15 protein-coding genes are annotated in these 21021 nt (G+C 65.7%); 8 read left to right on the top strand and 7 right to left on the bottom strand.

The window, feature by feature from the left end; all coding sequences use genetic code 11:
• Positions 1-28: 28 nt before the first annotated feature.
• From ACFULT_RS15960 to metH, 3 genes are read right to left on the bottom strand one after another with little or no spacing between them, the layout of a single operon-like run.
• Positions 29-310: a phosphoribosyl-ATP diphosphatase gene (locus tag ACFULT_RS15960; RefSeq protein WP_094620656.1), complete on the bottom strand. Its 282-nt coding sequence runs from the start codon at positions 308-310 to the stop codon at positions 29-31.
• On the bottom strand, positions 307-999 hold the full coding sequence (locus ACFULT_RS15955; RefSeq protein WP_378481871.1) for an HAD family hydrolase: 693 nt from the start codon (positions 997-999) through the stop codon (positions 307-309). Before ACFULT_RS15955 ends, ACFULT_RS15960 begins: the two co-directional genes overlap by 4 nt.
• Positions 992-4561, bottom strand: a complete 3570-nt coding sequence (gene metH, locus ACFULT_RS15950) for a methionine synthase (protein WP_037113273.1) — start codon at positions 4559-4561, stop codon at positions 992-994. The genes ACFULT_RS15955 and metH overlap by 8 nt, the downstream gene beginning before the upstream one ends.
• Before the next feature lie 190 nt (positions 4562-4751).
• Here metH and ACFULT_RS15945 point away from each other — a divergent pair, with 190 nt between their 5' ends.
• The 8 genes from ACFULT_RS15945 (at position 4752) to ACFULT_RS15910 (ending at position 17337) form a co-directional block, all read left to right on the top strand.
• A complete protein-coding gene (locus ACFULT_RS15945) occupies positions 4752-5648 on the top strand; it encodes a PAC2 family protein (RefSeq protein ID WP_037113440.1) in 897 nt (298 codons plus the stop codon).
• 166 nt (positions 5649-5814) lie between these two features.
• A complete protein-coding gene (locus tag ACFULT_RS15940) occupies positions 5815-6162 on the top strand; it encodes a molybdopterin oxidoreductase (RefSeq protein ID WP_378481870.1) in 348 nt (115 codons plus the stop codon).
• The gene (gene nirB, locus ACFULT_RS15935) at positions 6162-8657 is read left to right on the top strand and encodes a nitrite reductase large subunit NirB (RefSeq protein ID WP_378481869.1); all 2496 of its coding nucleotides are present in this window, start codon (positions 6162-6164) and stop codon (positions 8655-8657) included. Before ACFULT_RS15940 ends, nirB begins: the two co-directional genes overlap by 1 nt.
• Complete coding sequence (locus tag ACFULT_RS15930; protein WP_019666284.1) at positions 8654-8953, top strand: nitrite reductase (NAD(P)H) small subunit; 300 nt, start codon at positions 8654-8656, stop codon at positions 8951-8953. Before nirB ends, ACFULT_RS15930 begins: the two co-directional genes overlap by 4 nt.
• Positions 8954-9087: 134 nt before the next feature.
• Positions 9088-10548, top strand: a complete 1461-nt coding sequence (locus ACFULT_RS15925; protein WP_378481913.1) for a TIGR02677 family protein — start codon at positions 9088-9090, stop codon at positions 10546-10548.
• Positions 10545-11954 (top strand): DUF2398 family protein, encoded by a 1410-nt coding sequence (locus ACFULT_RS15920; RefSeq protein ID WP_176460095.1) that lies wholly within the window; start codon positions 10545-10547, stop codon positions 11952-11954. The genes ACFULT_RS15925 and ACFULT_RS15920 overlap by 4 nt, the downstream gene beginning before the upstream one ends.
• Positions 11955-16121 carry a TIGR02680 family protein gene (locus ACFULT_RS15915; protein ID WP_378481868.1) on the top strand — a complete coding sequence of 1389 codons (4167 nt, stop codon included), beginning with the start codon at positions 11955-11957 and terminating at the stop codon, positions 16119-16121. It begins immediately after the preceding gene.
• Positions 16111-17337 (top strand): DUF2399 domain-containing protein, encoded by a 1227-nt coding sequence (locus tag ACFULT_RS15910; RefSeq protein WP_037113261.1) that lies wholly within the window; start codon positions 16111-16113, stop codon positions 17335-17337. The genes ACFULT_RS15915 and ACFULT_RS15910 overlap by 11 nt, the downstream gene beginning before the upstream one ends.
• Positions 17338-17370: 33 nt before the next feature.
• Here ACFULT_RS15910 and mshC read toward each other — a convergent pair whose 3' ends face one another.
• The 4 genes from mshC to ACFULT_RS15890 all read right to left on the bottom strand — a co-directional run bounded on the left by mshC (position 17371) and on the right by ACFULT_RS15890 (position 21002).
• Positions 17371-18612 carry a cysteine--1-D-myo-inosityl 2-amino-2-deoxy-alpha-D-glucopyranoside ligase gene (gene mshC / locus ACFULT_RS15905; protein WP_378481867.1) on the bottom strand — a complete coding sequence of 414 codons (1242 nt, stop codon included), beginning with the start codon at positions 18610-18612 and terminating at the stop codon, positions 17371-17373.
• Positions 18613-18655: 43 nt separating this feature from the next.
• Positions 18656-19441, bottom strand: a complete 786-nt coding sequence (locus tag ACFULT_RS15900; RefSeq protein ID WP_170945361.1) for an SCO1664 family protein — start codon at positions 19439-19441, stop codon at positions 18656-18658.
• A gap of 35 nt (positions 19442-19476) precedes the next feature.
• The gene (locus ACFULT_RS15895) at positions 19477-20070 is read right to left on the bottom strand and encodes a DUF3090 domain-containing protein (RefSeq protein ID WP_026347991.1); all 594 of its coding nucleotides are present in this window, start codon (positions 20068-20070) and stop codon (positions 19477-19479) included.
• 200 nt (positions 20071-20270) lie between these two features.
• Positions 20271-21002 (bottom strand): histidine phosphatase family protein, encoded by a 732-nt coding sequence (locus tag ACFULT_RS15890; RefSeq protein WP_094721649.1) that lies wholly within the window; start codon positions 21000-21002, stop codon positions 20271-20273.
• Between the last annotated feature and the right edge of the window lie 19 nt (positions 21003-21021).

The raw sequence follows: 21021 nt of genomic DNA, 5'->3' as shown, positions 1-21021 counted from the left end.
AGTCAGACGGTGAACGTGTGCACACGGTTCACAGATGTCGGTAGACATCGTCGAGCGTCAGGCCCCGACCCACCATCAGCACCTGGACCCAGTACAGCAGCTGCGAAATCTCCTCGGCGAGCGCTTCGTCGCCTTCGTGCTCGGCGGCGATCCAGACCTCACCTGCTTCTTCGATGATCTTCTTGCCCTGGGCATGCACGCCCGCATCCAACGCAGCGACGGTGCCGGAGCCCTCGGGGCGGGTGGCAGCGCGGTCGGTCAGCTCGGCGAACAGGGAATCGAAGGTCTTCACGGTGAAAGATTCTTTCATGACGACGCGGGCCGCCGTGCATCGCACCATGCCGAGCGGAGGTCGTCGGCCGTGAGACCGACGAGCGATTGGCGCACGACGTAGCCCGGAGACGCCGCCACCGCGACCTCCGACGGCACGAGGAGTACGGAGCAGCCCGCCCGGTGAGCCGACAGCGATCCGGTCGGAGAATCCTCGACTGCGAGGCACTGCGACGGGTCGAGGCCGAGCAGCGCGGCCCCCTTCAGATAAGGCGCCGGATGCGGCTTGCCTTCCTCGACCTCGTCGCCGCTGACGGTGAAGTCGAAGTACTCACGCCCGATGGTCTCCAATGCGTTCTCGACGAGTCCGCGTTCGGTGTTGGTGACCAGCGCGGTCCTCAGCCCGATCTCACGGGCGAGCGCCAGCGCATCCTTGGCGCCGGGACGCCACGGGATACCTTCGGCGAACAGTTCGGACACGCGGGCGGTCAGCCAGTCGCGTCCGGCGGCGAGCGATTCCTCGGTCACGTCGGTCCCGGCGTGCACGAAGACCTTGGTCAGCGCCCCGCGCATGGAATTACCGAGCGTGCTCTCGCGAACCTCGGGGGTGAGCTCGCGTCCGTGGGTCGCGGACAGTTCCGCAACTGCGACGTCCCAGATCTTCTCCGAGTCGAGCAGTGTGCCGTCCATGTCCCACAGGACGCCCTGCAGAGAAGAGTTGTCAGACATTGAAGTACTTGGCCTCCGGGTGGTGAAGAACGAATGCGTCGGTGGATTGCTCGGGATGCAGCTGCAGTTCCTCCGAGAGCTTGACGCCGATACGTTCCGGTTCGAGCAGTGCCGCGAGCTTGACGCGATCCTCGAGGTCCGGGCATGCGCCGTAGCCGAACGAGTAACGAGCGCCCCGATATTCGAGCTTGAAGAAGCCCTCCGCGTCCTCCGGATCGTCCTCGGCGACGCTTCGGCCGCCCGTGAGTTTCAGCTCCTCGCGGACGCGGCGATGCCAGTACTCGGCGAGTGCCTCGGTCAGCTGCACACCGATGCCGTGCACCTCGAGGTAATCGCGGTAGGAATCCGCTGCGAACAGCTCGTTGGCGAAGTCCGCGATGGGTTGGCCCATCGTCACCAGGTTCATCGGCAACACGTCGACCTGACCGGTGTCGCGGGCACGGTCGCGAGATCGAACGAAGTCCGCGATGCACAGGAAGCGGTCCCGTTGCTGCCTCGGGAACGTGAACCGGAAGCGTTCGGGCGCATCAGGACTCGGCTCGGTGAGGACGATGACGTCGTCGCCTTCGGACACCGCGGGGAAGTAGCCGTACACCAGCGCCGCGTGGGCGAGAATGCCGTCGGTGCTGAGGCGGTCCAGCCAGTATCGCAGCCGCGGTTTGCCCTCCGACTCCACGAGATCCTCGTACGTCGCGCCCTCACCCTTACGAGCGCCGCGCAGGCCCCACTGTCCGAGGAAGAGCGCGCGCTCGTCGAGCAGACCCGAGTATTCCGACAACGACACGCCCTTGACGATGCGAGTGCCCCAGAACGGCGGTACAGGAGTCTCGACGTCGATCGCCACGTCGGACCGTTCCGGAACGACGACGGGCACCTCGGCTGCTTTGCGCTGCTCCGCGATTCGGCGCGAGCGCTCGTGACGCGCCTTCCGTTCCTCGGCCTTCGCCTTGGCTTCGAGCGCCTCCGGACTGTCCGGAGCCGGTCCCCCGCCCCGTTTGGTCGTCATGATGGTGTCCATCAGCCGCAGACCCTCGAACGCGTCGCGGGCGTAGTGGACATCGCCCTGATAGACGTCCTGAAGATCGTTCTCCACGTAGGACCGCGTCAACGCGGCGCCACCGAGCAGAACCGGGAACTGCTCGGCCACACCCTTGTTGTTGAGCTCGATCAGGTTGTCCTTCATGACGACCGTGGACTTCACGAGTAACCCGGACATGCCGATGACGTCGGCGCGCTTGTCGATCGCCGCTTCCAGAATAGTGGCGATCGGTTGTTTGATGCCCAGATTGACGACCTCGTATCCGTTGTTGCTCAGGATGATGTCGACCAGGTTCTTGCCGATGTCGTGAACGTCGCCCTTGACGGTTCCGAGCACGATGCGCCCCTTGCCGTCGTCGTCGGTGGCCTCCATGTGCGGCTCCAGGTACGCCACGGCGGCTTTCATCACCTCGGCGGAGGCGAGCACGAACGGCAACTGCATCTGCCCCGACCCGAACAACTCGCCCACGGTCTTCATGCCGGACAACAGTGTCTCGTTGATGATCTCGAGCGGTGGCTTCTCCTCCATCGCGGCATCGAGATCGGCGTCGAGGCCGTTTCGCTCACCGTCGACGATGCGGCGCTCGAGTCGCTCGAACAGAGGCAGACGCGCCAGCTCCTCGGCCCTGGACTCGCGCGCGGACGCAGCCGAGACGCCCTCGAAGAGTTGCATCAGCTTCTGCAGCGGGTCGTACCCCTCGGATCTGCGGTCGTACACCAGATCGAGCGCAGTTTCGCGTTGCTCGTCCGGAATCTTGTTCATCGGCAGGATCTTCGACGCATGGACGATCGCAGTGTCCAACCCGGCCTCGGTGCACTCGTGCAGGAATACCGAGTTCAAGACCTGACGCGCTGCTGGGTTGAGCCCGAACGAGATGTTGGACAGACCGAGCGTGGTGTGCACCTTCGGGTACTTGGCCTTGAGCTGTCGAATTGCCTCGATGGTCTCGATGCCGTCTCGCCGGACCTCCTCCTGACCGGTGGAGATGGGGAACGTCAACGTGTCGACGATGATGTCCTCGTGGGACAGGCCCCAGTTGGTGGTGATGTCCTCGATCAACCGATCGGCGACGCGCACCTTCCACTCGGCCGTGCGAGCCTGACCTTCCTCGTCGATCGTCAGTGCGACGACTGCCGCGCCGTGCTCCTTGACCAGCTTCATGATCTTCTGGAAGCGCGAATCCGGTCCGTCGCCGTCCTCGTAGTTGACGGAGTTGACGGCGCTACGGCCGCCGAGGTGTTCGAGGCCTGCCTCCAGAACTGCAGGTTCGGTGGAGTCCAGCATGATCGGAAGTGTCGACGCCGTCGCCAGTCGTGATGCGAGCGCGGACATGTCGGCCGCGCCGTCGCGTCCGACGTAGTCGACGTTGAGATCGAGCATGTGTGCACCGTCGCGCGTCTGATCCTTGGCGATGTCGAGGCACTTCTCGTAGTCCTCGGCGATCATCGCATCGCGAAATGCCTTGGACCCGTTGGAGTTCGTCCGCTCGCCGATCATCAGGATGCTGGCATCCTGCTCGAACGGCACAGCCGAGTAGAGCGATGCCACACCGGGCTCGGGTGCAGGCGCTCGGTCGGCCTTCGCGACACCGTGCACGAGGTCCGCGACCTGACGGATGTGCTCCGGCGTGGTTCCGCAGCACCCACCGACGAGCGACAGGCCGTACTCCGACACGAAACCCCCGAGCGCGTCGGCGAGTTCCGGCGCCGTCAACGGGTATTCGGCTCCGCGCGGACCGAGCGTCGGCAAGCCGGCATTCGGCATGACCGACACCGGGAGTGTCGAATGCTTCGACAGGTGACGCAGGTGCTCGCTCATCTCGGCAGGACCCGTCGCGCAGTTCAGACCGATCATGTCGATCCCCAGTGGTTCGAGCGCCGTCAATGCAGCACCGATCTCGCTACCGAGGAGCATCGCGCCGGTCGTCTCGACGGTGACGTGCGTGATGATCGGGATACGCACGCCGAGTTTGTCCATCGCGTGCTGGCTGCCGATGATCGCAGCTTTCACCTGAAGCAGGTCCTGGCACGTCTCGACCAGGATGGCGTCGGCGCCGCCGTCGATCATGCCCAGCGCTGCCTCGACGTACGCGTCCCTCAACACGGCGAATGGCGCATGCCCCAACGTCGGAAGCTTCGTTCCAGGACCCATCGATCCCAGGACGAACCGATCCATCCCGTCGCGGCCCGGTCCCATCTCGTCGGCCGTTTCGCGGGCGAGGCGCGTTCCCTTCTCGGCCAGCTCACGGATTCGATCCGAGATGTCGTAGTCGGCGAGGTTGGGGAGGTTGCAACCGAACGTGTTGGTCTCGACCGCGTCCGCACCGGCATCGAAGTATGCGCGGTGGATCTCCCGTAGAACGTCCGGGCGCGTGTCGTTCAGGATTTCGTTGCAGCCCTCGAGTCCGAGGAAATCGTCGAGCGTCAGGTTCGCATCCTGCAGCATCGTGCCCATTGCCCCGTCGCCGATGACAACACGACTCCGAATCGCATCGAGCAGGCTGGTTCTATGTAGCGCAGGCATCCCTACAGAGTAATGGGCGCGTGGCTGTGCCCATCACGGCGCAGCCTGGTCGTAGGCTGTCGTGGTGAGTCCCCGAAACCTCGACGGCAACCAACCCGCCGACAACGACGATACAGAACACGACAATCCGGACAGTGCGGCCGAAGCGCTACTGGAAGCGGTGTCCTCGGCTGTGTCGAACGCAACACCGGTGCCGACGGCCTCCGAACTCGTCGACGACGAGGATCTTCCACTCCCCACCCTCCGCGACCCGATTCTCGTCGCCGCGTTCGAGGGGTGGAACGACGCAGGCGACGCCGCGAGCGGAGCCGTCGAACATCTGGAGTTGATCTGGGATGCGACGCCTCTCGCCGAGCTCGACTCGGAGGACTACTACGACTATCAGGTCAACAGGCCGACCATTCGGCAGGTAGACGGTGTGACCCGGGAAATTCAGTGGCCGTCGACGAGGTTGTCGGTGTGCTCTCCGCCTGGAAGCGCCAGGGATGTGGTGTTGCTTCGCGGTATCGAACCGAACATGCGGTGGAGAAGCTTCTGCGACGATCTGCTGGAGTTCGTCGACCAGCTCGGTGTCGACACCGTCGTGATCCTGGGTGCCCTGCTCGCGGACACCCCGCACACCCGCCCTGTTCCGGTGACGGGAAGTGCGTACAGCGTCGAAGCGGCGGAACGCTTCAACCTGGAGCAGACGCGCTACGAGGGTCCGACGGGTATCACCGGCGTGTTGCAGGACGAGTGTGTCAAAGCAGGTGTTCCGGCCGTCTCGTTCTGGGCTGCAGTGCCCCACTACGTCTCGCAACCGCCGAACCCGAAGGCAACCGTTGCGTTGCTTCAGCGTGTCGAAGACGTTCTCGACATCGAGGTCCCGCTCGGTGAACTACCCACTCAGGCCGAGGAATGGGAGGAGGCCGTCACCGACATGACGAAGGAAGACGAGGAAATCAGCGAATACGTGCGCACCCTGGAGGAGCGAGGAGACGCCGAGGTCGACATCTCCGAGGCGATCTCCAAGATCGACGGGGACGCCATCGCCGCCGAGTTCGAGCGCTACCTGCGTCGACGAGGGCCGGGCAACTTCGGGCTGTAACCGGGTCACTCCTGCCGCCATCGCCCTGGATCCGCCCTGGATCCGCCCCGGATCCGCCCCGGATCACCAGCCCTGACATCCGGGTTTCCGTCCATGTGAGCAATTCATGACCCCGACGTAACCCGGACGCATCCATCACGTCACCGTTCGGCGCGACAGTCGTGCCATGGCAAGCACACCGCGGTTCCTGCAGGGCGTCTTCCCGTTCACCGGACACGGACTCGACAAGCCGGAGAACGTCGACCCGACCACCACCTTCGTCGTACCGTCGGGATCGATCGCGCAGCCGCTGTACTTCAGAGGCGGAAACTCCAGCGACGAACTCGTCGTGGTCTCGTTGCTCCGGGACGGCCAGCCGATGCGTCTGTTCCCCATGGGAGCCAAGAGTGGCGTCAACATCCCGTTGCGCGTGGTCGAGGACGTCGATCCGGACTCCGTGCTGGAACTGGTCGTCGCGGCCCCCGAGGGAACGACGGGCGAAGTCGTCGTCGACTTCGGTCTGGTGTTGATCTGATGCCGGGAACCGAAACGGGCAGGACCCGTCTGCTCGTGGTCGGCAACGGAATGGCAGGCGCCAGAACGGTCGAGGAGATCCTGAAACGGAGCGCCGATCGGTTCGACGTCACGATGATCGGCGACGAACCGTACGGCAACTACAACCGCATCATGCTCTCGCACGTGCTCGCTGGCGAGACCGGCGTCGACGACGAGGATCTCCTCCTGAACCCGATGAGTTGGTACCGGGAGAACGGAGTGACTCTGTACGCGGGCGACCGAGCAGTGTCCCTCGATCGGTTCGCGAAATCGGTGCGATGCGAAAGCGGTCGCGACGTGCCCTACGACATCTTGATCATTGCGACGGGAAGCAACACCTTCTTCCCCAACATGGACGGACTCCGTGAACCCGACGGCCGACTTGCCCGCGGCGTGTTCGGGTTTCGGACCATCGAGGACACGAACGGGATGCTGCAGATGGCGGCATCGCAGGACGACCTACGCGCAGTGGTCATCGGCGGTGGCCTGCTGGGTCTCGAAGCAGCGTACGGTCTTCGCACGCAGGGCCTCGATGTGGACGTCGTGCACTCCCCCGGCCATCTCATGAACCAGCAGCTCGACGAACGCGGCGGCAAGCTGCTGCGCAACAAGATCGAATCGCTGGGTGTGGGAGTGCACACGTCCAAACGCACGACCTCCGTTCTGCGCACCGAGACCGGTGCAGTGGCCGGTGTCGGTTTCGGCGACGGCACGTCGCTGCCGGCGGACATGATCGTCGTCACCGCGGGAATCCGCCCGAATGTCGAGTTCGCACGAGGGGGCGGCCTCGTCATCGAACGCGGAATCGTGGTCGACGACCAATTGCGCTGCGAGGACGAAGGATCGATCTTCGCGGTCGGTGAATGCTGCCAGCACCGAGGCGAGGTGTACGGCCTCGTCGCACCGCTGTGGGAGCAGGCCGTGGTACTTGCCGAGCACCTGACGGGCACGGATCCCGCTGCCGCATACCACGGTTCGAGGCTGACGACCAAGCTCAAGGTCGCCGGCGTGGACGTCGCCGCAATGGGCGTGAAGGGACCCGAACGTGAGGACGACGAGTTCGTCCAGTTCTACGAGCCCAGAAGCGGCACCTACAAGAGCGTCGTCGTACGCGACGGAAAGCTGATCGGCGCAACACTTCTGGGCGACATCAGCAAAGCGAACTTCTTGACGCAGGCATTCGACGAGAAGGTACCGCTGCCCGACGAGCGAATCAGCATGCTCTTCGACATGGGCACCCCTACCGCGGCAACCGGGGCCGCCGAACTGGCCGACGACGTTCAGGTGTGCAACTGCAACGGGGTGACGAAGGGCGCGATCGTTGCCTGTGTCCGCGCAGGCGCCAAGTCGATGGGCGACGTCACAGCCGCGACGCGCGCCGGCAAAGGATGCGGATCGTGCAAGGGGTTGGTCGCCGACATCCTGGCCTGTGCCGCCGGCGGCGCCGTCGAAGCCGACCCGGCTGCGGACTGGTACGTCCCGTGCATTCCGTTGTCCAAGCCCGCCCTCATCGACGTGATCCGCGAGCGTGATCTGAGGTCGGTGTCGCAGGTGTTCACCGAGCTGGCGACCGGCGGCCGCGAGGACGTGCCGTCGAAGATGCCGTTGGCGTCCTTGCTCCGCACCGTGTGGGGACCGGACTGGGTGGACGAGCGCGGAGCACTGTTCATCAACGACCGCGTCCACGCCAACATCCAACGCGACGGCACGTTCTCGGTGGTTCCACAGATGAAAGGCGGCGTCACCACCCCGGACCAACTGCGCAAGATCGCCGATGTCGCGGACAAGTACCGGGTGCCGCTCGTCAAGGTCACCGGCGGACAACGCATCGATCTGCTCGGCATCAAGAAGGAAGACCTCCCCAAGGTATGGGGCGATCTCGACATGCCGTCCGGTTTCGCCTACGGCAAGAGCATGCGAACTGTCAAAACCTGCGTGGGCAGCGACTTCTGCCGGTTCGGTCTCGGCGATTCGACCGCGCTCGGCATCGCGCTCGAAGACCGGTTCCAGGGGCTGGAGACCCCGGCGAAGCTGAAACTCGCCGTCGCCGGCTGCCCCCGCAACTGCTCCGAAGCGCTGTGCAAGGACCTCGGTGTCGTATCCGTCGGCGAGGACAAGTGGGAGATCTACGTGGGAGGAGCGGCGGGAGCGCACATCAGGAAGGGCGATCTGCTCGCCACCGTGGTCGGCGCGGATGAAGTGATCCGTGTCGCGGGAATCTTCATCCAGCACTATCGGGAGACCGCCCAGTGGCTCGAGCGGACCTACGCCTGGGTTCCCCGTATCGGCCTGGAAGCACTCCAGCAGATCTTGATCGAGGACGCCGACGGGATCGTCGCGGGATTGGAGCAACGAATGCAGACGTCCGTCGACGGTTACCGCGACCCGTGGCAGGACCGGGTCGAGCAGAAGTCGCCCGCCCAGTTCGCACCGTCGCTCCCCCTGCTTCCGCTGCCTCGGGTCCCGGTCCGATGAGCATCCCCGTCGGTGCCGTGGAGGACCTGACACCCGGGGAAGGCCGCGCCTACGTGGTCGACGGCAAGCAGGTTGCCGTCTTCTTGCTCGGTGACGGCACCGTACGCGCGATGGACGCCGTCTGTCCGCACAAGGGAGGCCCGCTCGCCGACGGCCAGATCGACGGCTCGGTGGTGATGTGCCCGCTGCACCAGTACACGTTCTCGCTCGACACGGGTGTGTGCCCCAGCGGCATCGATTCCGTCAGGACATACCCGGCGGCGGTGGTGGACGGGAAGGTCACCGTCGACGTCTGAATCGCACCCTTCGGCGTGTTTTTCACTCCTGGGCAGTGGACGCCTACCCTGTTGCAGTGAGCGAATCAGGAGCGGAGCCGGTGGTCGACGACATCCGGCACAGTACTGCGACTGCTTTTCTGCAGGAAGAACGGCTGAAGCTGTTCGCGTTCACGGTGGCAGAGAAGCGGGCCGAGTACCTCTGGGTGCTGCGTGCGTTCGACATCGCACGCGCCAACTACGTCGTGTTGTTGCATGCCGCCGATGTTGCGGACACTCTGGCCAGGAATGCGCCGGCGGATCTGCAGCTCGGTGCGGCGGAGATCGCGCCCCTGCTCGAACAACTGCACGCGTGGGAATTGCTCGAGCGCAGCTACGACGGATCTCGTGCGGCGACACTCGCGGAGTATCGGAACCGACATTTCGTCTATCAATTCAGCGGCGCCGGATACAAGGCATTCCGCGCCGTCGAGGACGTGCTCGGCGCACGGCTCGACGACGCCTCTCTGTCCCGGCTCGTTCTGCCCGAGCTACTCGCCGACATGCACGAGCTAGCCGAGGCCAATCGGCAAGCGGACGGTGATCGCATCTACCGGAAGCTGAGCCGCCTGGACTCCACGCTGTCCGAGATGGCAACGCGTGCAGCCCATTTCTATCTCGTTCTCGGTGATCTGGTGCGGACCACGGAGATCACTCCCGAGACGTTTCTGGTGCACAAGGATGCGCTGTTGACGCACATGCGCGAGTTCAGCTCGGATCTGACGCGGTACGCACCCAAGCTCGCCGAGGCCATCGCAACGGTCGAATCGACCGGTATCTCCGAGTTGATACACCGCGCGGCGGTCAGCGACGAGCGCGTGTTCCTCACCGTCGAGGAACGCACGGCGGACTGGCGGGCACGCTGGTCCGGTCTGTCGCACTGGTTCGTCGCAGCAGACGCCGAGCTCAGTGAATCCGAACGCCTCCGCGAGGGCACCATGAGCGCGATCGCGGCCGTTCTGTCTCTGCTCCGGCGCGTCACGGAGACCCGCAAGGGTGGAGTCAGCCGAGAAAGTCAGCTCCGTCACCTGGCGGGGTGGTTCGCGAACACGTCCAGCGAACACAGCGCCCATGCCCTGTTCCACGCCGTGTTCGGGCTCGGCCGCCCGCGCCACCTGTCGATGGTGCATCCGGACGCCGACATCATCCCCACCTCTCGCTCCTGGTGGGAGGCACCACCGGTGGAGATCTCACGGACGCTGGCGGAGACCGGCCGGGCGCCGTCGCCCGGGCTTCCCGGCCGGGTGCAACGCAACGACGGCGGAATCAGGAGGCTCCGCGAGCAGCAACTCGAAGCCCAACGAGTCCGTAGTGCAGCCGCACGATCACTGGCGTCCGGCGGCGTCTACGAACGGACCCTCGACGAAGAGGAAACCGAGGTGCTGCTCGGTCTCCTCAACGCCGCACTGACCGCGCGAGTTCGGGTCAGTGGACGAACGTCGGGATCCACCGGATCCGACAGCGGGGTGAAGCTCACGTTGACCACATCCGAAACCTCGACCGTCGTGCACACGGCGCGCGGGCGACTGCACCTGGACCGTCTGCAGTTGGACGTGGCCGAGGTGGCCGGTCGATGAGAGCACGTGAAATACCCTCTCTCGCACTCGATTCCTACCAGCGCGCAGCGAGAGTGGCATTGGCGAACCACTTGGTCACCAGGGAGTACCCGGACCGCATTGCGCTGCCATTGCTGCGCCGGTGGGCGACCGAACTGCGCGAGGATCTTCTGGAACTCTTCGGGTACCGACTCGAGGTCACCGAGACCACGGCCCGCGTGTACCCGGTGGTCGACTCGCTCGACCCGAGCCAACCCGCTCGCACGGCCTCGGACCGCATCTTCGATCGCCGCCGATACGCGTATCTTGCGTTGGCGATGGCCGCATTGGGACGGGCGGGCAACCAGATCACTCTGTCCGAGCTGGCCGACCACGTCGCCGCCGAGGCCGGTCAGGTCGACGGCGTCGAATTGGAGGCGGATCGGGCGTCCGACCGGGATGCGTTCGTCGACGCGGTCGGCTGGTTGGCCGCGCGCGGCGCCATCTCTCTTGCCGACGGGGACGCATCGGGCTGGGCGAGCAATCCGTCCTCGGGCGAGGCGTTGTACGACATCGAGCGCTCGGTGGTCGTCGCGTTGTTCCGGCCGCCGCGAGCAGTGCAGCATCTGCGTTCGGTCACCGGCCTGCTCGTCGGATCCGACTTCCCGGTCGACGAGGATTCGGACGACGACGACGCTGCGCGCCCCACGGATCCGAAGGAGACGTTGCGCAAGGTCAGACGCGCTCTGGTCGAACGCCCCGTCGTGTACTTCGAGGATCTGGATCAGGACGGGCGCACCGCACTCGCGGCGGACAGAACCGTCGCCGACGTGGAACTGCTCACCGGCTTGGTGTCCGAACGCCGCGCCGAGGGTGTCACGCTGATCGACACCGCGGGCAGGATGTCCGACGTCCGGTTCCCGAGTACCGGCACCATCGCCCAGGTCGCACTGCTCCTGGCCGGCGAGATCTCCGACCGTGTCGTCGACCCGGACGCCGACGCCCTGGCACACCATGCCCTCACGCACCACGCGATCGTGGCGGCTGACGACTTGGTGACGCGGCTGGATGCGGCCATCCCCGGCGGCGGAATCTTCGACGACCTGGCCGAATTCGGATCGCCGACGGGCCCTGTCCCCGATACCGGCGCCCCACCGGTCACCTATCCGTTCGTGGAGAACAGTTGGCTCGCGCACACCGTCGCCGATCTGGTCGAGCGTTTCGGCCGCACGTTCGCCGCCCAATGGCAAGCCGACCCCGACGGGCTGCGTGAGCGAGCGGTGCAGATGCTGCACCGACTTCGGTTGGTGCACATCATGTCCGGCGGAGTTCTCGTGCTTCCCGTCATCGCCCGGTATCGCGATGTGATGGTGAGCGTGCGAGACCGGGTACCGCAGGACTCCTTGTTCGACAGTCGTTCCACGGACACAGAAATCGAGGCGCAGTAGATGACCGCACACTCCGAGCGCTTCCGCCCGACGCGAGCAGGAATCGTCAACCTGTGGGACTACCGTGACCAAGAGTTCTCGTTCGCCGACGGACGGCTCGTCCTCCGCGGTCCGAACGGTTCGGGTAAGACCAAAGCCCTCGAAGTTCTGTTCCCCTTCGTCCTCGACGGGCGCATCGAACCGCGCCGGCTCAACCCGTTCGCGGGTGAGGAACGGACGATGAAGTCCAACCTGCTCTATCGCGGTCAGGAGAGCGCGCACTCCTACGTCTGGATGGAATTCTCGCGCGGCACTCACGAGGACCCCGAGTCGGTCACCGTCGGAATCGGAATGCGTGCCAGCAGGCAGAACGACAAGGTCACTCGCTGGTACTTCGTCGCCGACGGTCGCGCCGGGGTGGATTTTTCGTTGCTGGGCTCCGACGACCGCCCGCTGACCAAGAAGCAACTCGCCGAGCAGTTGGGCACCGACGCATTGACCGATCGGCCCGTGGACTATCGGGCTGCTATCGACGCCCGCATGTTCGGACTCGGCGCGGAGCGGTACGACCAGCTGATCAATCTCATTCTGACGCTTCGCCGTCCGCAGCTCGCGAAGAACCTTGACCCGAAGGGGTTGTCGCAGGCGCTGACCGACGGGTTGCGTCCCCTCGACGATCAGTTGGTGCTCGAAGCTGCGCGCTCGTTCAGCGACATGGAAGAGGTGGGGCGGGCCCTCGAAGGTCTCGCCCAGGCGGACCAGGCTGCGAAGAATTTCGTCGGGGTCTACTCGAAGTATCTCCGTGTGCAGGCTCGCTCGGATGTCGAACAGGTCTCCCGCAGGCTCGAAGCGGTGACCCACGCGACGACGGCGCACTTCGCCGCAGCCGCACTGAAGGAACGTCGGTTGCAGGAGCGTCTGGCTGCCGAGAAACGATTCGACGACGCCGAACGCGCCCTCGACCAGGCACTCGCCGATCGCGAGACGCTGCAGCGTTCGAGCGCCTACGAGGGCAAGCAGCAGCTCGACGACTTGGCGGAATCGGCTGCGAAACTGAAGGTCTCGGCCGCCCAACAGTCCGACCGTGCACGAGGTGCACAGGCCGAGCTGGAGAAGCGCACCACCGAATCCGCGAGGGCGGACACCGCGCTGAAGGATGCGACGACAGCGCTCGCTCGCGCCGAGGAGGATTTGCAGGCCGCTGCCGAGGACGCGGGTATCGCGTGGGCATCGATGCCCGCGGGCGCACGCACCGACCAGTTCAGCACGGCTTTGCGTGGTCACGCCGAGGAGCGTGACGGCGACGTGCGCGCCGTGCGTGAGGCGCTCGGAACAGCGGAGAAGGCGAGCACCGAACGTGCGCGCGCAGACCGCAGTGCCACCAGGGCTCACGAGCTGCTGGACGCCGCGCGTGCAGCCGTGACGGAAGCCGAGGCATCGGTGGAACTCGCACGGGCGCAGTACACGTCGGCACTGCGGTCGTGGTGGTCCGAGCATTCGTCCACCTACCAGCTCGCCGGCATCACGTCGTCGGCGTTCGAGGCTCTCGATGCCGCCGTTCCGCGCATCGGCGAGGACGACGGGCCGAGCCTGGACACCGTGCTCGCCGACGCCTCGGCCGACGGACTCGATACCGTTCGGGCTCGGCGAACGCACGCACAGCTCAGTGCTGCCGCGCTCACCGAAGAACTGTCGTCGATGCGTGCCGAGCGGGACCTCGTCAGCGCCGAACACGACGACGCACCTCCACCCTTCGCGGCGCGCACGTCCTCGCGTGACGGTCTGCTCGGCGCGCCGCTGTGGCAGCTCGTGCGGTTCGCCGAGGGCGTCGATCCGTCCGAGGCGGCAGGTGTCGAATCCGCACTGCAGGCCGCGAACCTGCTCGACGGCTGGGTCTCGCCGACAGCCGTCCCCGACTCGCTCGAGTCCGAGCAGTACCTCGTTCCCGCTCCCGTGGAGTCCCGCCCGACCGGTCCCACCTTGGTGGACGTCCTCGTTCCCGAGTCAGGGACGGACGTGCCGGAGGAACTGATTCGAGACATCCTGTCCTCGATCTCGTTGGGACTGGTCGACGGCGTGACGTGTGTCGGTGTCGACGGCCGGTTCCGTCAAGGACTTCAGTGGGGACGGCACCGTAAACAGGACGCCGAGTACATCGGAGCGACGGCCCGCGCAGCCCGGCGCGCTACCCGCATCGCCGAGCTGGACAAATCCATCGCCGGATCCGAAGCGTCGCTGAACGCCACCCGAGACGAGGAACGCTCGGCCGCCGACCTCCTCCGCGGACTCGCCGCGGCAGCCAAGCAGCTGCCCAAGGCGTCGGCGATCATCAAGTCGCAGAAGGCCGTGACGGAATCCGCCGGGGCCCTGCGGACATCACAGGCCGGGGCGGCTGCCGCAGACGCCGAACTCGACCAGGCCATCGCGGAACTGTCCGCCCGAGAGAAGCATCTACGTTCCACGGCGGTCGCGCACCGCACACCGCACACCGCACGGGAAATCGACTCGCTGGCCGCGGCCATTCGACATTTCGAGAATCAAGGCGAGCTGGTCCTACGCCGACGCGGCGACCGCGTGCGCGAGGCCGAACGCGGTCGCGAAGCGTTGAACAGGTTGGAGGAGCAGACCGGCCTGGCCGAGGAACTCGCGGAGGAAGCGGCCATCGCCGAGGAGAGTCATCTTCAACAGGTTCAGAAGCTCGAGATTCTCAGCGAGAAGCTCGGGTCGACGGCCGTATCGATCAACGCCGACCTGGAACGTGCGCGCGAGAAGATCGAGGCGTGCAAGGTCGAGCAACGTGCCGCCCGGAAGGCCGACAAGGACGCAGGCGAGGCCATCGGTAAGGCCGAGGGTGCGTGCAACACCGCACAGGAGGGCCTGCGCGCTGCACTCACCGAAGGCATCGACGACGCCAAGCGCCTCGCTCCCTATGCACGCAAGGACCTGCTCGCCATCCTCGGTGTGCACGACCCGTACGCGTGGCCGTCGAGCGACTCCGCCTGGCTCGGCGTCGAACAGATCCTCTACCGCATCCAGCATGCGGCGTCGCCGGACGACGACTTCCAGGTGCTCCCGGTCGCAGTCGCCGGACTGCACGCGGCGCTCGACGAGGCCACGGCATCGGTCAAAGCCAGCGAGTCCTACCGCAAGAGCACGCGCACGTCGCTGACCACCGCGCTGCAGGAGTTCGACTCGCAGCTCGCCTCGTCCGGTCAGGACTACCGACTTCAGTGGGACGCCCCGGACGGGTTGACTGTGGTTCGCGTCCAGGACGAACAGGGTTACTCCTCCATCGGCGACTTCGCCGACCGCATCGGCGACGCACGATCCAACCAGGAGACGCTCCTCACCGAGCACGAACGTAGGATTCTCGAGGATGCTCTCCTGACCGGGCTTGCACAACAGATCCACGAACGCACCGTCGACGCGCGTGAGCTCATCGGACAGATGGCCAGCGAAATGAAGCAGCGAAAGATGTCCTCCGGCAACACCATCGGTGTCCACTGGGTGCTGGCGGACAATCTCGACGACGGTGCCCGCGAAATCTCCAAGCTGCTCGACCGGGACGCATCGGCATTGAGCTCGGACGATCTCGCGAAGATGCGCGCGCACTTCGCATCCGAGATCAGAATTGCCCGAGCTGCGCATCCCGAGCGCTCGTATCCCGAAATCCTGGCTTCGACGCTGGATTACCGACGCTGGCGTGTGTTCTCGTTCAGTCTGATTCGAGGTGACGGCACCGAGGATCGGCTCACCGTCGCCAAGCACAGCGCCTTGTCCGGAGGCGAACAGTCGGTGTCGCTTCACCTACCGTTGTTCGCCGCGGCGCATGTGATGCTGTCCTCCGCCGATCCTCATTGCCCACGACTCCTCGCGCTCGACGAAGCGTTCGCAGGCGTCGACGACAACGGCCGCAGCGAGTTGCTCGGCCTGAGCGTTCAGTTCGATCTCGACTTGTTCATGACCGGATTCGACCTCTGGATCACCTACGCCGACGTCCCGGGCTGTGCGCACTACGACCTGGCGCACTCGGCGGCGGAGAACACCGTCAGCGCAGCATTGATGGTGTGGGCGAACGGCGAGCTGCTCCAGGAACACGACGGCGGTGACCTGGCGTCCGCGCTCGGATCACCGCTGACGAGGCGGGTTCCGACCCGAGCGGAAGGCGGGCTCGAATTTGTCCGATGATCACGATGCTCGCTGGCGCGGTACACCCGAACTCGACGTACTTCTGGCCGCTGCGCGTAAGAAGCTGGAGTCCAACTGGCTGAAAGTCGAGGGCAGCGTCACCGTACAGCTCGATGCCGCGCCGGACCTGTCGAGGCTCATGAGCGGAGTGAACGGATCGTCGTCTCAACTGAGCCGAGCGAGGTCGTCACGACTCGATCTTGCCCGGTTCGACGCCTGGCTCGGCCACTCCGTCAACGGCGGTGTCGGATTGCTGGACACACTGCGAGAGCGTGCGCCGCTGCAGGACAAGAAACGTATCGCCGCGGACAAGGCCGACGTCAAGGCACGAGCGCTCGACAACGCTCGCACTCTGCTCGCGACAACCGATCACGGCGACTGGTTGGATCGCTGGCTCTCGTCTCTGTTGAATCAGGACGGAACCCTCGGCGGCCGCGTTGCCGTCGACGCTCTGGCAGTCGCGACCAAGGTCCTCGCAGTCCTTCCCGCGGACGGTCTTTCCTTGACGGAAGTGGCGGAACTGGCCTGTGGTGACACGAAGGCTCTCTCCTCCGGCGGTGCACCCAAGCTGGTCCTGGAAGCGTTGTCTCTCAAGGAGGGTATTCCGCGGCCGGTCGATCCTGTCGGCATTCGACTGCTGTGGGAAACCGCGGGCGTCTCGGTCGATGCGCTGTCCAGCCGTGTCGTCGTGCTGGGGTACCGGGTCTCCGAGGACCACGTGGTGGCCCGGTGGTCGAACGAAGCCGCGGATGCGGGCATTCCCTTTCCTCTGACCCTCGACATGATCACTCGGGGACCACTGACCAACACCGCGGACCGAATCTTCGTGTGCGAGAACATCGCCGTGATCGCCGCTGCAGGGCGAACATTGGGTGGTGAGTCCGGGGCGATCGTCTGTACCGACGGACAACCGTCCGCTGCGGTGCACAAACTGCTCGCCGGGCGCCGGTCGGGGACCGAAATTCACTGGCGCAACGACTTCGACTGGGCAGGGTTGCGCATGACGGGTCGTGCTCTCACCCGCTACGACGCCGTCCCCTGGCGAATGGATCTGCAGTCCTACGAGCAGGCGCTGGATACGAGAAACTCGGAGCCCCTCAAAGGTTTTCCTGCGGAGAGCCCATGGGACCCCGAGTTGGCACATGCGATGCACCGGTCCGGCCGGGCGGTGATGGAGGAACGGACCATCCCCGATCTTCTGCTGGACTTGAGCTGAGCCGAGCGCCCCCGACCCGGACGGCCGGAGGTCTCAGCGCAACGAAACCCCGAGCAATGCATCGACTGCATCCGCGAACGCAGCCGGAGCGGACGTGTCCGCTCCCCCGCGTTCCACGGCAAAGCTCGCCCATGCGTCGAGCGCGTCGAGCGCCTTGGGGGTATCGAGGTCGTCGGCGATGTGCTGACGCAACCGGACGATGACATCGTCTGCGCTCGTGGCCGATTCGAGAGCGGCCGCCGCGCGCCACAATGCGAGACGAGTTGTCGCGCGCTCCAGCACCTCGTCCGTCCAGGCCCTGTCCTGCCGATAGTGCCCGGACAGCAGGCCGAGGCGGATTGCCGCCGGGTCGACGCCGGCGAGACGGAGTTTGGACACGAACACGAGATTGCCGCGGCTCTTGGACATCTTCTCACCGTCCAGACCGATCATGCCGGTGTGCACGTAGTGCCGGGCGAACCGACCGCCTCCGACGGCTGCTTCACCGTGCGCGGCCGAGAACTCGTGGTGCGGGAAGATCAGATCGCTTCCACCGCCCTGGATGTCGAAACCGGTCCCGATGCGGTTCAGTGCGATTGCGGCGCACTCGATGTGCCATCCCGGACGTCCCGGTCCGAACGGGGACGGCCAGAACGGCTCGCCTTCGCGGTGGGCGCGCCACAACAGAGCGTCGAGCGGGTCACGCTTGCCCGCCCGCTCCGGGTCGCCACCACGTTCGGCGAAGAATCGGTCCATCGTCGCCCGGTCGTAGCCCGACTCGTATCCGAACTCCGTGGTCGCGTCGGCTCGGAAGTAGACATCGGGGAACTCGGAATCGTCCACGACGTACGCCGCACCCGAAGCCACCAGCTTCTCGACCAACTCGATGACCTCGTCGATGGACTCGACCGCTCCGACGTAGTCGCGGGGCGGAAGAACCCGGAGCGCCTCCATGTCCTCACGGAAGAGCTGAATCTCCCGGGTGCCCAGGTCGATCCAGTTCTCACCGTCTCGGTCCGCACGTTCGAACAGCGGATCGTCGACGTCGGTCACGTTCTGGACGTAGTGCACGTCGTGTCCGGCGTCCCGCCAGATGCGGTTCACCAGATCGAATGTGAGATACGTCGCGGCGTGCCCGAGGTGCGTGGCGTCGTACGGGGTGATTCCACAGACGTACATCTTTGCTTCGGAACCCGGTGTGACCGGCCGGACCTGACGATCCGCCGTGTCGTACAACCGAAGCGGCGGCCCCTGACCAGGGATCGACGGTACGGCAGTATCGGACCAAGATTGCATGCGTACAAGCCTATCCGAGACGGATCGGAGCGCGGGCAGGGCGTCAGAAGGCCGGCCAGGGTATCGGCCTGCTCGAGCGCGGCTCCGGCATGACCGGGTCGGCCACCAACGCGCACGCGCGGGCCAGCAGGGCATCGACCTCGGCCTCGGTGATCTGCCCGCGAATGCGGGGCTCCACCGCGTCGGCGAAGGTGTCGACGAAGGTCACCACGTCGGCCATCAACGCGTCGTCGACGGTGGTGCCCGCCCAACCCCACAGCACGGTCCGCAGTTTGTCCTCCGAATGCAGGCATATTCCGTGGTCGACGCCGTAGACGTAACCGTCGAGTCCTTCGAGCGCATGACCGCCCTTGCGGTCCGCGTTGTTGAGCAGTACGTCCAGGACGGCCATCCGCTGGAGGCGAGGGTCGTCCGCGTGAATGAGCGCGACTTCTTCCCCCTCACCGTCGTACGCCTGCAGTACCGGTATCCAGCCGGACGGGACCAGATCGGGCCTGCAGATGTCGATCAGATCCACTCGGTCGCCCCGGTCTCCGTGTGGTTCGGGGGTGTCGATCCAGCGTTGCACCATGCCGGGTCCGAAGGGACCGTCCCGCAGCACGGTCGGGGGCACGACGTCCCAGCCGAGGGCGTCGGATATCTCGAACGAGGCGACCTCGCGTCCGGCGAGGGTCCCGTCGGGGAAGTCCCACAACGGGACCTCGCCACGAATCGGCTTGTAGACGCACCGCACGGGTTCACCGCCCGCAGCGTCGGCCGCATCGCACACCAGCGTCGCGTTGCTGGCCGTGACGACCCGTCCGACGACGGTGAGCTCACCGGCGGTCATGGACTGCAGGCCCTCGAACGGCGGCCGAGTGTCGGTCAAAGCTCGTCACCGAGTTCCGACGCGGATCCGAAGGTGGCGTCGCGTCGGTACCCGTTCGTTCGGATGCAGATGTGGCCCTCCTGCGTGAGTGGTTGTCCGCACAGGGGGCACGGAGCACGTCCGGCGGCGATCACGCGCTCGGATCGAAGGGCGAATTCTCGCGCCTGCACCGGAGTGAGAAACACGCGGACGGCGTCGGGACCGTCCTCGGTGTCGTCGAGCACGACGGACTCGTCGATCTCCGATTCGCTCACGGCGAGGAGTTCCACGACGACGGCGCCTGCGTCCGCATCCCACCCCAGGCCCATGGTCCCGACTCGGAACTCGGTGTCGATCGGTGTCAGCAGCGGGCTGGTGTCCCCGACCTCGGTTTCCTCGGGCGGGATCTCGGCGCCGAAACGACGATGCACTTCGTCGAGCAGCAATCCCATACGGTCCGCCAGGACCTGCACCTGCTGCTTCTCCAGTGCAACGGACACCACGCGGTGCTCGTGCACGGCCTGAAGAAAGAACGATCGGTCGCCCGGTTCACCCACGGTTCCGGCGACGAATCGATCAGGGGTGCGGAAAACATGTATTGCGCGTGGCATTGCACCTCCTGCGTCTAGATCTTGTCGACAATCCTGTCTCGTGATTCTTCACCGACGAAGGATCACAGCTCTCCATTATCCGCCCCTGCGGGCCGTGCCCATTATCCGCCGTCGAGGGAGCGAAGCTCCCGAACCTATCCGCCATCGAGGGAGCGAAGCTCCTGAACCTATCCGCCATCGAGGGGGCGAAGGCCCTGAACCTATCCCCCACTGTGGGCAGCGGGCCCGGAGCCGCCGCCGGGGACAGCGTCGGAATCCGACGGCGAACCGGCTGCGGACTCCGCGTGCGGCGCCTTCTCGGCCGCGACGACGAGTCCCGACAGATCGGCTCCCGTGTCGTTGGTTCGAAGGACGAAAGCACGGGTCTCGGTGTACCGGATGACGCTGATCGAGGCCGGATCGGCCACGATGCGCTGGAACGCATCGAGGTGGCAGCCGACCGCGTCCGCCAGGATCGACTTGATGACGTCACCGTGGGAGCAGGCCACCCACAGCACATCGCGACCGTACTCGGCGGCGAGCCTGCGGTCGTGTTCACGCACCGCCGTCACCGCCCGGGCCTGGACCTGAGCCAAACCCTCACCGCCGGGGAACACTGCCGCCGACGGATGCTGCTGGACCACCTTCCACAACGGCTCGGCGAGCAACTCCTTGATGCTGCGGCCGGTCCACGTGCCGTAATCGACCTCTTCGAGACGATCGTCGACGACCGCAGTCAGGCCTCGGCGCTCGAGCAGCGGCTCGACCGTCTGCTCGCACCGCTGCAATGGAGAGCGGACGACCTCTTCGACGGGCAGGCCGCCGAGACGTTCGGCGACGCGCTGCGCCTGCTCGCGCCCCTTGTCGTCGAGGTCTATCCCGGGTGACCTACCCGCGAGCGTCCCTGCGGTGTTGGAGGTAGAGCGGCCGTGCCGCAACAAGATCACCGTCATGACACCACAGTAGTATCCG

Origin of the sequence: Rhodococcus sp. NPDC057297, assembly GCF_042667435.1 — a bacterium.
In the GTDB taxonomy this organism is placed as follows: Bacteria; Actinomycetota; Actinomycetes; order Mycobacteriales; family Mycobacteriaceae; genus Rhodococcoides.
This window is presented reverse-complemented; position numbering and strand designations above follow the sequence as displayed.

Excerpts from the sequence above, each read along its gene's own strand:
- ACFULT_RS15890 (WP_094721649.1), bottom strand. The coding sequence starts at position 21,002 with ATGACGGTGATCTTGTTGCGGCACGGCCGCTCTACCTCCAACACCGCA.
- nirB (WP_378481869.1), top strand. The coding sequence starts at position 6,162 with ATGCCGGGAACCGAAACGGGCAGGACCCGTCTGCTCGTGGTCGGCAAC.
- ACFULT_RS15930 (WP_019666284.1), top strand. The coding sequence starts at position 8,654 with ATGAGCATCCCCGTCGGTGCCGTGGAGGACCTGACACCCGGGGAAGGC.
- ACFULT_RS15960 (WP_094620656.1), bottom strand. The coding sequence starts at position 310 with ATGAAAGAATCTTTCACCGTGAAGACCTTCGATTCCCTGTTCGCCGAG.
- ACFULT_RS15940 (WP_378481870.1), top strand. The coding sequence starts at position 5,815 with ATGGCAAGCACACCGCGGTTCCTGCAGGGCGTCTTCCCGTTCACCGGA.
- metH (WP_037113273.1), bottom strand. The coding sequence starts at position 4,561 with ATGCCTGCGCTACATAGAACCAGCCTGCTCGATGCGATTCGGAGTCGT.
- ACFULT_RS15920 (WP_176460095.1), top strand. The coding sequence starts at position 10,545 with ATGAGAGCACGTGAAATACCCTCTCTCGCACTCGATTCCTACCAGCGC.
- ACFULT_RS15895 (WP_026347991.1), bottom strand. The coding sequence starts at position 20,070 with ATGCCACGCGCAATACATGTTTTCCGCACCCCTGATCGATTCGTCGCC.
- ACFULT_RS15900 (WP_170945361.1), bottom strand. The coding sequence starts at position 19,441 with ATGACCGCCGGTGAGCTCACCGTCGTCGGACGGGTCGTCACGGCCAGC.
- ACFULT_RS15955 (WP_378481871.1), bottom strand. The coding sequence starts at position 999 with ATGTCTGACAACTCTTCTCTGCAGGGCGTCCTGTGGGACATGGACGGC.
- mshC (WP_378481867.1), bottom strand. The coding sequence starts at position 18,612 with ATGCAATCTTGGTCCGATACTGCCGTACCGTCGATCCCTGGTCAGGGG.
- ACFULT_RS15915 (WP_378481868.1), top strand. The coding sequence starts at position 11,955 with ATGACCGCACACTCCGAGCGCTTCCGCCCGACGCGAGCAGGAATCGTC.